This window comes from Marinomonas sp. SBI8L, assembly GCF_001624705.1.
Lineage (GTDB): Bacteria > Pseudomonadota > Gammaproteobacteria > Pseudomonadales > Marinomonadaceae > Marinomonas.
Map to the genome: position 1 here is coordinate 215,761 of NZ_JSEO01000002.1, position 12,015 is coordinate 227,775.

Consider the following 12,015-nt stretch of genomic DNA (forward strand, 5'->3'; position numbering starts at 1 on the left):
GTTTTATTTCTTAAAGGCTGGTCTTGAATTTAGGCTTAAGGGGGAAGTTATATGTTCAAAGGAGAGGGGAGTGTAAAAAAAAGAGGCTCAATTGAGCCTCTTAAAGTCTTGGGTATCTTTAAATGTCAAATTACATGCGATACACAGCGCTAACACCGACAGTTCTAGACTGTCCAATTGCTGCAATAGATCCTTCTCTATAATAGACAGCATCTTCATTTGTTAGATTTTTAACATATGCATTTAGCGTTAACTCACCTAATGCATACTGTGCTTGAGCATTTGTGATTGTGTAATTGCCAACTTTGGATGTATCTGTATTCGCAAGATTTGAGTAGTATGATCCAACATAAGTGATATCTGCTGCAAATGACCACTCATCACCGAAATACTGTGTAAATCCAATAGCGGTATTTGTTTCAGGGGCACCTGAAAGTTTATTTCCTTCGTTAGATGATGTTGTTTTATACTCATCAATCTCCGTTTTTAGTAAACCAATTGAACCCCATAATTCTAGATTATCGTTGGCCCAGGTTGTAGCCTCAACTTCTAATCCGTAAGTGGTTGCTTTATCGACATTAACAATGCTAAAGCCAGATGCTGCTTGATAATCGGTATAATCATTGTAGAACAAATTTATATTTAGGTTGGTGCCTTGTCCAAAGTCACTCTTACTACTTAGCTCATAGGCAGTTACTTCTTCACTATTATAATAGCCAACTTCTGATGTGAAAGTGGTAAAGTTTGTTTCGATAAAAGATCCGCTAGGGCTATAACCTTTTCTTACAGATGCACCTATCGTCGTAGAGCTAGTAATATCATGACTAATTGCAAGTTTTGGTAAAGTATAGGTTTTATCTGTATTTAACTCATCTTCACTAAAGACTGAGAAAGAACCTGTTTTATCTGTATCCTCGTTTTCTATACGAATGCCTGTAGTAAGCTTGGTTTTGTCAGATAGAGAGTAGGTTCCTTCACCATAAATTGCAGTTGTCTTTGTAGTATATTCTGTGTCTATTACAGTAGTGCCTTGGGTAGCATCAATTACAGCATCTTTGTCTGAGGCAAAAAGACCAACGACACCTGTTATCTTAGAATTCTCTTGATTGAAAATTATACGGTTTTCAAGTGACTTAGTTTTTTGTTCAATGTCGTAAGTGTGGGTTGTTGTAGCTGAGTTTGCATAGCCATAACCATCTGCGTAGATGTCTGAGTCAATCTGTCCAATATGAAAGCTGTTAGTTATGCCTGGCTTAATTTCATAATCAATGTCTGTTGAAATAGCATCTTCTTTTGAGTCTTGAACCCTTGAAACAGCGCCTTCCGTATCTGATACTGTAAGTAAATCACCTACGCCTTCTGAAGAGTTATCAACGAAATTAGCATGTTCACCTTCGTTTCTTAATTGAATTATTGTTAATTTTGCAGACAACTCTGGTGTTTTACTTGGTTTCCAAAGTAACTTGCCCCTCAAATTTTGGTTTTTAGAGTCGTCTAAATCTGGTAGGTCGCCACTATATCCAGAGGTGTCGTAGTTAAGCCAGCCAGACCCTTTTGTTTGGTCTGCCGCAATACGGTAAGCCAATTCATCTTCTACTAGCGCTCCAGATGACATAATAGCCATATTATGTTTAAAGTTACCATTGTCATAGTTCTCTAAACCTAGACGAATTGCAGCTTCTTGTTCAAAGGTTGGGTCATTAGTGTTAATTACAATTGCTCCGCCAATAGCACTAGAGCCCTGTGTTGTTGATTGAGGTCCACGAAGGATTTCAACTTGCTTTGTGTCCCAAAGGTTCGTTGGAGCAAAATTGTAACCCGACCAATCTTGTGTTGCGCCATCAACAACAGTCGCAATGCGTGCACGAGAGCCTGACATTAATGCTAATCCGCCTGTAGCTGCACCACCACCTGAAATACCACGCATTGAAATGTGGCCAAAAGTATTTTCAACTACATTTGGTGCTTTTGTAGCGAGAGACTTGGCTTCATTTACTTCACCTGACTCAAGTTTTTCTTCTGTGAAAACAGTAACAGCCGTAGTGGTGTCCTTAATGCTTTTATCTATCTTTTCCCCTGTAACCACAATTTTTTCGAGTTCAACTACTTCTGCATTTACGGCTGAAGAAATCATTAAGCTATTAATGCCAATAATAGATAGGGCGATTAAAGATAGTGAACTGGGTGGTTGTGATGTACTCACTTTATACTTCTGGGTCATTGCTCCGTGCTTCCTTTGTTTAGATGTGTAATAAGCTGTAAGTGGTAATGTTATTAAAAATGATTCTCATTAGCAATAAGTGAATATGCTTAAATGAATAAAAAATTTAATATAAGTAATTGCTTATAAAGGAATAAACCTAAAAAATGATATAAATCATATTTTTAGGTTTGTAGGAAAATAAATATAGTGAGAATTAATTCTTTTATTTATGAAAGGCCTTATTCATCACTTTATTTGGTTTTTAATTTCTATGACGGCTTTTGCTTTGACTAAGGCGTTATTTTGGAGGAGATATTGAGAATTATGTGACACATTCTTTCTAGCATTACTTGTAATGTAGTTTGATCATTAAAGTAGAAGTGGCCGCCGGTCAGTGGGTAACAACCTTGCCAATTATAACTGTGGTTTTGCCAAGCATTCATTTGATCTAAATTGGCAATGTCTGGATCCTCCTTACCATAAAATGCTAATAAAGGCGTTTTAGTTTTTCTAATTTCATCTTTAAGCATCATGTCATTAAGATGAAAATCATTTCGTAATATATTTAAGAAGAAGTTCATTGCATCTTGGTTTTCTAGCAGCTCGGCTGGAACGCCATTGTAATGCTTGAGAGCCTTAATCATTCCTTCGCGTGTTAGAAACCGCTTTGGGGCCATATTTTTTGTATATTCCAACTCGGGTCTACCGCTTACAACTAATAGCTTAAGCTGATCATTTAGAGGTGTTTCTCTTATTTTTTTTTCTATTCGCCACAAAAGTGCTGCGCCAACACTATGACCAAATATAGCAAAAGCTTCGTCTCCATAGCTGATGATTTTATGAATCAGGGCTTCGGTAAGTATTTCTGGGTCGTGAATAAGTTTTTGCCTAACAAGCGTGCCATGGCCAGGGTATTCGAGAGGAATAATATTAATATTTTCTTCTGTTAGTTTATTCCATGATGAATATAAGGACGCGCTGCTACCTGCCGGTGGCAGGCAAAATAAATTAATTGTCATGATTTTTCCGTCAATCGTATGAGTAAATTTGTGTCTTAGTTAGTAAGAAAGGCCTTATGTTCTTTGTTGGTGAGTAGCTGGATATGCTTCGCTAGCTGCTTCGTCTTGCTTTAGCATCAGCCAGATAAAGATGGCGATAGCAAAAGTGATTATGGCGCCATAAGTCACAACTAGGTTATAACTTGAGTGTTTTGCTAAGGTCATGCTTAATGCTGAATAAGCAAAGCCTAACAAGGATGCATAACTAAACTGTAAAGCGAAGAAGGTGGCCTTGTGAACGGTCGGTGCAGCCTTATCCATTATCATAGTTGCTGTTATAACTAATAAGACTGGGAAGCTTATAAAATGCACAGTAATTGCACTATAAACCATTAGTTTTTCGGTATTTCCAAGTGTAATAGGTATCATGAGAATAAGTGCCAGTGTTTGAACTAAAGTGGCGCTGACAAGAGATTTCACTCTACCCAAGTAAGATATTAGAGGTGTAGCTAGCATTGCAGAAAATAGCCCAATTATTGAGCCGAAAATTTTTGTAGCAAATCCAATGTCTTCTAAAGCCCAGTTGTTATCTACAAGTAGTGGATTGAGTAAAGCGAATCCACAAGTTGAACCAATAGGGTAAAACGACATGACGATAAACCAGCGTTTATGTTGAATTATAAAAGGTTTTATATCCTTAAGAATGCTTTTGTGAATCAAGCTGTTTGTATTATCTATGGCTGTTTCTTCAGGCTCTTTGTAATAAATGATCTGAATTAATGAGACACAAGTTAAAGTTGCCAATAGCCAAAGCGAACCGTGCCAATCTAGCCATGGATAAAGCATTAGAATGAGGCCGCCACCTATAATATTGCCTAATAAGTTACCTGAAAATTGGATACTACTTGCAAATTTTCGGCTTGTTTCGTCAAAGAGTTTGCATGAAAGCCCATCAACAGAGACGTCTTGGATGCTCATAAAAAATACATACACGCCAAGTGTAATTAGAATCCAGCTAAAATGTGTTTGTAGGTTTATGGCGCCAGCTGTTATTAAAAGCAGTGTCATGAATGCTTGCGCTAGAATGAGCCAACTACGATACCTTCCTTGAAAATGTAAGCGGTACTTATCAATGATAGGAGCGTAAAAAATCTTTCCTATTATTGGAATTGCAATAAGGTTTAACAAGGCTAATTTATCTAATGCGACCCCTTGCTGGCGCAATATCGCCATAGCAGCAGAGATAATAAAAGCTAAACCTATGTACTGAGTAATATAGATGCTAGCTAGCATCATCCAAGGTTGCTTTTTATCTCTCATGTGCCGTTGTCCTTAACTTGATTTCAAATGAATGCTTTTCTAACGAATGATTTTTGAGCTTTAGGGGAGAATAGATATGAAACGAAAACTCAATGATAATAATTATCATTTATATGGTTTGCTTGGTCAATAGTACATTTGCTAGTTGAGCGTTAAGGATTATAGGAATAAGTCCCTCTATCTCATTGTGTTGATAAAATCTCTAGGTTTGTTGTGAGGGGAACAACTTAAAGGCCATTAAATGGATAAGGTCTTTAATTTAAATAAGCCTTTTCTATCACGCTGTTGGCTCTTTGAGGAGTGCCTAATCGGCATTTCAAAATAAGCGTTATTCTGCGTTCTCCCTTCTTGAAAAAATCCTACATTAGATCAAAGCAATGCTTTCTCCCATTTACCTATAAAGCTAATTGAGAAAAGATGGCTTAATCGTAGTTTCCTCAAGTAATGGCTTTGAAATACGTCTAAGGCGGGGGCTTTTTTATGTTACTTGGCTTAGTGTCTTCTTTTTAATTTAATGTCTCACATTTAAAACATCCCCTTAATTTGAGCTTTATTCTTTATTGCTTTGCTTCTCTGTTTTATTGATCCGCTAGATCCAGCTTGACTAGGTTTATGAAAAGCAATAGCATAAACATTAGTTGCTAATGATTCTCATTTGTATTTGAGTTCAGTTCTCATTAGTTTCTATCAGTCAAAGTTTGAAGTAGTTAATAGAAGGTGACTCTGATAGCGAATAGCTGCTTTTAAATTATTGAATATAAGTATTGTTTTTAGTGGGTGATTCAAATGAATCAACACACATGATGGATGGGATTATATGTAAAAGCTCGAAAGAGTTTTTACCAAAGTAGGTAAAAAATAATGGAATTGGAAACAACAATAGCTGAGCAAGTAAAGCACACTTTAAACTTAGATGATCAAACTATCCCACCTGATGCCAGTCTTATCGAGTTTGGCTTGCATTCTCTTGCGATAATGCAGTTAGTTGATGCGTTTCAACAGGAATATGATCGTGAATTAAATTATGTAGATTTTGCGTCCATGCCAACGATTCAGGATTGGGCCTCATTATTGAATGCGCCTGTGGAACAAGATAGTAAGGGTGAAGGCTTTACCACGAAACAGGAAAGTCGTTTTAACAACCTGCTGCTAACACCAGCTGAAGGCTTAAAAGAATCTCATTTATCTGAAATGCAGTACTCATTTTGGGCTGGACAACAGGCAACAGATGTTTCTGCACATCTTTACGTTGAATTTGATGGGGATAATATAGATCAAATCAAACTTATTGAATCAATCCGAAACTTGCTCAAAATGCACCCTATGCTGAGGGCGGCCATTTCTAATACTGGTTCTCAAACAATTGCTGAGTTTGATCCTGATTATCAAATTAATATCGATGATATTCGTGAATTGGAGCCAATTGAAGTTGATCGCTTTTTAGAGGCCAAAAGGTATGATTTAGCTCATCAGGAATTAGCTATACAGCTTGGACAGGTAATACATTTTGATTTAACTCTTTTGCCCAACAAAAAGCATAGGTTACATATTGACGTAAATATGGCAGCAGCTGATGCGCCAAGTATTTTGTTAACTTATCAGAGTCTTGCTGCTTTGTACTCAGGTAAGTATGAGCACCTTAGTATGAGTAATCTAAGCTACTTTGATTATCTTGAAAGAGTTGAACAAGATGAAAAGTTAAAAGCAGCGGCAGAGAAAGACAAGTTATGGTGGCAAGCGCGTTTAGCAGATATTCCTCCACCGCCCAAGCTGCCCCTGATCGCAGAAAAATTTCGTCAAGATACCTATAAATGTGACAGTTTACATCATGTGTTTACTGCTCATGATAAGTCAGTGTTATCAAATTTGGCTCAAAAACATCAGGTAAGTTTATCTACACTGATGCTTGCTGTGTTTTCTAATGTGGTAGGTAACTGGTCTAGCAGTAATCGTTTTAGATTAAACCTACCTATGTTTGGGCGTCAGCAATATGATGAAAATATTAATCATATTGTAGGGGATTTCACCAACCTTATCATTTTCAGTGCTGAGTTAATTGATGAAGAGCCGTTAGGGCAAATGCTGCGACGATTTGAAGAAGAGCGTGAACAAGTATTAGCCCATAATGCCTATTCTGGCATGAATGTAATGCGAGATTTATCTAAGCTAAACGAAGAAACTGAAGTGGCGCCTATTGTTTACACCTGTGGTTTTGGCCAAGGAGAGGTCGTTTCTGACCTAGTGAGAACTAGTTTAGGTAATCCTGTCTGGTGTGTCTCCCAGGGCCCAATGGTTGATCTAGATGTACAAGTGGCTGAACATAATAATGGTATCTTGGTGAACTGGGATGTAAGGACAGCAGCCTTTAAAGAAGGGGTTGTTGATAGTATGTTCGAGGCTTATTTAGCCTTAATTCATGCCCTTGTGTTTTCTAATGAAAACACAGAATCAAGACTAAAACCGAAACTACCGCTAAAACAGCGTCAAGCCAGGCAGAGTCTTGCTTTACCTAGCTATGAAATTAACTTTTCGGAGTCCTGTTTAGCAACTGGCTTTAGACAGCAAGTCTTTATAAACCCAAATCAAACCGCTCTAGTTATTGATAATGAAAAGTTTACTTATCAGATGCTATCAAGCAAGGTTAACCAAGCGTTAAATAGCCTAAAAGCCAAAGGCGTTGTTCAAGGAGATACCCTTGCTCTTAAACCGGTAGATGTCGCGTTTTATGTAGCTAGCGTGTTAGCGAGTTTGAAGCTTGGGGCTAATTTCATCCTATATCATCATGATGCTGCAGATTCAGAAAAAGCTAAAATACTGTCATCAGCTAACTATTTACTTTGTAACGAACATGATGAGCTTAGCCATGAAGCAGAGATAATTATCTATGAAGATATGTTTGATAACAGTGTTAGTCATGATCTTATTTGTGAAAATGACTTAACAGAATCTAGCTTAAATATCGCTAAATCTCATGCCTATTCTGTATATGATACAGAGGTAAAGTCATTAGTCGGGGTTAGTTATCAGTCATTAAGTGAAAAACTTGAAGAGGTAATTGATACATTCTCTTTTGACCAATCAAGCTGTTTGCTCTCTCTACATGAATATACCAATAAATCTGCATTAATGGATATTCTAGTTAGTTTGAGTAGCGGTGGCTCATTAATCTTGATGAGTGAGTTGCAGCAATCGGATACGAATCAATGGCTAAAATTAATTAAAAATCATGCTATTAATTGCATCCATTGTCCGTCATTACGTTTGAGTGAGATGCTACTGAATGCTTCAAATAAAGCGTTATCACCTATTTCATTGGTGCTTTCGACAGGGCAAACCTTATCTTCTCATTGGGAAAAACTTAGGCGTCACAATAAAACTATGAATTTAGTGGCACTCCATGGTAACGAAAAGTATTTACCTTTTATGAGCTACCAGGTTTGTGATGATTTAATTGTTAGTAAAAATGACTATCTTCCTATTGGTAAAGCCTTTGCTAATGCGTCATTTAAAGTGGTAAATGAGCAAGGTGTTGAGTGCCCTGATTATGTTTTAGGGCAATTATGGGCGACACATAAAGGTATTAGTTTTGAGCGCGCTCATCTAGAAGGGGAGTGGCTGGCAACACATCAACGTATGACTGCGTCTGATTGGCATAATACGGGTGAGTTTGCTTACTACCAGACGGATGGAAGTCTTGTATCATCTGGCCTCGCTGAAGATTTAATTACAATTCAAGGTTATAAAATTGAACCAAGCGAGTTGACCTCATTAGTTTTGACGCTTGAAGGTGTGCTTGATGTTAAATTTGTGAGTCAAACTGATCAAAATCAAGTCTTTAAAATGGTTGCAATTATTGCTGAAGAAGGCGTTGTCGACAGCAAAAAGGTGCATGCCAAGCTAGCCGAAGCTTTACCAAAACATGCGTTACCTGATTACTACTATATAGCTGAATCCCTGCCTTTAACACAAGATGGCGCTCTAGATAGTCATACTGTATTGAATCTATGTTTAAAACAAAGCCAAACACAGACAAACATAGAGAATGAGTCTCCTCTTGAAGAGGCGGTTAGTTATATCTTTTCTAAAACCATTGGTGTTGATGTGAGTATAACGCGTCTTGATGATGATTTTTTTGAAAGTGGTGGCGACTCTTTATTGGCAACTCACTTAACCGCTACCTTGAACCAATATTTCAAAGGTAGCGAACTGACCATAGTTGATATTTTTGTCGAAAGAACACCAGAAAATATAGCTGCGAAAATTAAGGATAATATCCCTGAGCTTGCAGACAGAATTGCGCAAGTTTTGCTTAAAGTATTAAGGAAGAAACAATGAGCATCATAACAAAAGAGCCTCTAAACCCGTTACAAAGAGCCTATTTGATGGGGCGAAGTGCTGCAGTTCCTCTTGGTGGTGTTGCTATGCATGATTTTAGAGAATTTAGATGTCAGATGAGTGAGTCTGAACTTAAAGAGATAATGCTGCCTCTAGTTAAAAAGCACTCTGTTTTAAGGACATATATAGATGATGTCGCCTTAGAAAAGCATGTCTATGACGAGGCTAATTTAAATATTAACTTTCATGATTATAGCCAAAATACGCAAGCGGAAGCAGATAAAAAAATAAACGAGTTAAGACAGTATTCTAGTCAATCTCAATTACCACTAGAAAAATCATTATGGGAAATGACACTCGTTCAAATACCTGTGCAAGACTGTGAGGGTAAAGCAACATCAATTCTGTTCACTCGTTTTGATGGCTTAATTGTCGACGGCTACGCTATCTCTATTATTTTGAATGAGTTATTTAATGGTGAAGATAAACGTAAGCCGATTAAAATGAGACAAATGCCGGTTAGCTACTTTGAAAATTTAGAATCTGATAAAGGCTACTGGAAAGAAAAGTTAGATACGATCGAAGAAGTTATTTCACTACCTTGGAAGCAGGATTTAGATAGGATTACATCGCCAAGTTACAAGCGAAAGGGCTTTGTGATTTCAGAGAGAAACTGGAAATCAATTTTGGCTCTCGGTGCAAAACAACGCTTATTACCTAACTCAATTCTGACAACGGCTTTATTTGAAGTATTAAGCTTATGGACGAGTGACAATTCTGTATTAGTGTCTATGCCAATTTCAAATTCAATTTTGCATTCAGACTTAAGTAATCATTCAAGCTTTATTGCATTAGCATACGAGAATTCAGAGCAAATAGGCTTTATTGATAAGGCTCGTGCTCTTCAAAAAGATGTACTTGAGGCAATGGGACATACAAGTTTTTCTGGGATCGAATTAGGGAAAATGTTACTCAAACAAACAGGTAAGCTTGTTAGCTTGCCTGTTGCAGTAACTAATGGTCTTAGTTGGGGAAGCAGTGCTTATCAAAATGCTGAATATGTGTCAGGCATTACACAAACACCCCAACTAGCGTTAGATATTCGTATTCATCAGACTGCTAATAATGATATAGCCATAGATTTTGATTTTGCCGAACAGGCTTTATCGGACTTGTTAATTAATGAATTGCTTCAAACCCTTGAAGGCTATCTCATTCAATTATCAGAGATTGATGATTTGGATAAGATTGGTTTACCAAATGTCGATGTTAAAAAAGCCACAGAAATAGCAATGCCATGGCAAGATTTAAAAGCTGATAGTGAACAAGTGCAAGATTACCTTGAGCAAATAAGGCAAAACTTGTATGAAAATCATATTGAAAATACCGCTTTAATTTATGACGACAAAGTAATTAGCTATCGTGAGCTTGGCAAAAGTGTCGCGAAAGTAGTGAACAAATTATCATCCCTAAATATTAAAAAAGGTGATGTTGTTGCTATTTGCTTAGTCAAGAGTCCAGAGCATATAGCGGTTACTTTGGCATGTTCGCTAGCTAATATCATTTGGCTGCCCATTGATATGGATTCACCGACAGAGCGTATTCAATTTATGCTCAATAATTGTCGTGCAGATTTAATTATTAGTGATCAGGAATTGGGGTATGGTATTAAGACGCTAAATATTCATGAAACGCTTAATGACGAGAACCTTAGCGACACATTAGTTTGTGACCTAGTGTTTGATGGCGAGCCTGGATATTACCTTTATACATCCGGCAGTACAGGTACTCCAAAATGTGTTGTGATGAATCATCTTGCTACCGCAAATGTCGTAGAAGAAACAAATAGGACTTGGAAGCTTACGCGTAATGATGTGATGTTTTCCGCAACACCATTTCATCATGACATGTCCGTTTATGAGCTGTTTGCTGCAATGTCATTAGGGGCAAGTTTGGTTGTACCAACGAAAGAGCAAGCTAAGAGTGGCATGGATTGGGCGCGTCTTGTTGAAACTCATAAGGTATCAGTTTGGAGTTCAGTACCCGCCATTGTCGATATGTTGCTTGTCTGTGCAGAAGCCCACCAGTTAGCGTCTCTTAAGCTAGTCTCCCAAGGGGGAGATTACGTGAAGCCTACTGTGATTGATAAGCTGCGCAGATACCTGCCAAACGCTAGACTGTTTTCAATTGGAGGACCAACAGAAACAACGATTTGGAATATCTGGCACGAAATCACTGCGCAAGATATTGATATCATTCCTTATGGCAGCTCCTTTAAATTTAATCGTTACTACATTATGAATGACAAGGGCCAACATTGTCCTAGCTTTGTCTCTGGTACCTTGTGTGCCTCTGGTGTCAACCTAGCAAATGGCTACTTAAAGGATGGTGTGATTAACCAAACTGATTATGAAACCTTAACAACGCCTGAAGGGCAGCAAGTGCGAGTATTTAAAACCAGTGATCGAGGCTTTTTCCGAGAAGATGGCAAAATTATTTTTTCTGGCCGTAAGCAAGGTTATCTTAAAATTAGAGGTGTAAGGATTGCATCATCTGAAGTTGAATTAGGTATGACTAAGCATCCATTAGTCAGAGATGCAATTGTAATGGCCTGCACTAATCCGCAATACCAGACAAATGAAATGGTTGTGACCTATGTCACCGAGGGTGATGCGGACATTTCAGTGGCAGAGTTACGTCACTTTCTTAAAGGTAAATTACCAAACTCACATATTCCTTCAAGATGGCTGGCATTAGATGAATTTCCATTAACACGAAATAAAAAGGTAGATAGGAAGCGTCTTAAAGAAATGGCGGAAGCGAGATTTTACGATAATGAATTGCCAGCTGATGTGATTATAAACACACAAAGTAAACCTCAAGCTAAGCCTGTTAGTAGCTTAGAGGCTCAAGTTATAAATGCTTTTTGTGATGTGCTTGATTTGAGTGCAGAAAGTATGACAGGTGATACGGAAATTCTAAGTTTAGGTATAAGGCCAAAACAATTAGGTTTGATTGCTAAGCATTTATCGAAAAGTATGAATCTGGATGTGAACTTATATACATTAGCTAAAGCAACAAGCTTAACTGATGTTGCGAGTGCTTTATCAAAAATGTCAGCGCCTAGTTTAGATGCGGTGAATTAAATTTTACCCCTCT

General features: G+C 37.6%; 5 protein-coding genes. 2 read left to right on the plus strand and 3 right to left on the minus strand.

The features are described 5' to 3' along the window. Positions 1 to 130 precede the first annotated feature (130 nt). The 3 genes from OA91_RS03095 to OA91_RS03105 all read right to left on the minus strand — a co-directional run bounded on the left by OA91_RS03095 (position 131) and on the right by OA91_RS03105 (position 4,521). On the minus strand, positions 131 to 2,221 hold the full coding sequence (locus OA91_RS03095; protein WP_063337112.1) for a TonB-dependent receptor: 2,091 nt from the start codon (positions 2,219 to 2,221) through the stop codon (positions 131 to 133). A 272-nt stretch (positions 2,222 to 2,493) separates the two neighbouring features. Then, on the minus strand, positions 2,494 to 3,222 hold the full coding sequence (locus tag OA91_RS03100; RefSeq protein WP_063337113.1) for a thioesterase II family protein: 729 nt from the start codon (positions 3,220 to 3,222) through the stop codon (positions 2,494 to 2,496). Positions 3,223 to 3,276: 54 nt separating this feature from the next. Further along, the gene (locus OA91_RS03105) at positions 3,277 to 4,521 is read right to left on the minus strand and encodes an MFS transporter (protein WP_063337114.1); all 1,245 of its coding nucleotides are present in this window, start codon (positions 4,519 to 4,521) and stop codon (positions 3,277 to 3,279) included. Between the two features lie 861 nt (positions 4,522 to 5,382). Between OA91_RS03105 and OA91_RS03110 the strand changes: the two genes are divergently transcribed. Together OA91_RS03110 and OA91_RS03115 are read left to right on the plus strand one after the other, a co-directional pair. After that, positions 5,383 to 8,856, plus strand: a complete 3,474-nt coding sequence (locus OA91_RS03110) for a condensation domain-containing protein (protein ID WP_063337115.1) — start codon at positions 5,383 to 5,385, stop codon at positions 8,854 to 8,856. Further along, positions 8,853 to 12,002, plus strand: a complete 3,150-nt coding sequence (locus OA91_RS03115) for an AMP-binding protein (protein WP_082827759.1) — start codon at positions 8,853 to 8,855, stop codon at positions 12,000 to 12,002. Before OA91_RS03110 ends, OA91_RS03115 begins: the two co-directional genes overlap by 4 nt. The last annotated feature ends 13 nt before the right edge of the window (positions 12,003 to 12,015 follow it).

What these genes read in the sequence shown, in the direction of transcription:
- OA91_RS03095 (WP_063337112.1), bottom strand. Translation starts at nt 2,221, where the DNA reads ATGACCCAGAAGTATAAAGTGAGTACATCACAACCACCCAGTTCACTA.
- OA91_RS03100 (WP_063337113.1), bottom strand. Translation starts at nt 3,222, where the DNA reads ATGACAATTAATTTATTTTGCCTGCCACCGGCAGGTAGCAGCGCGTCC.
- OA91_RS03105 (WP_063337114.1), bottom strand. Translation starts at nt 4,521, where the DNA reads ATGAGAGATAAAAAGCAACCTTGGATGATGCTAGCTAGCATCTATATT.
- OA91_RS03110 (WP_063337115.1), top strand. Translation starts at nt 5,383, where the DNA reads ATGGAATTGGAAACAACAATAGCTGAGCAAGTAAAGCACACTTTAAAC.
- OA91_RS03115 (WP_082827759.1), top strand. Translation starts at nt 8,853, where the DNA reads ATGAGCATCATAACAAAAGAGCCTCTAAACCCGTTACAAAGAGCCTAT.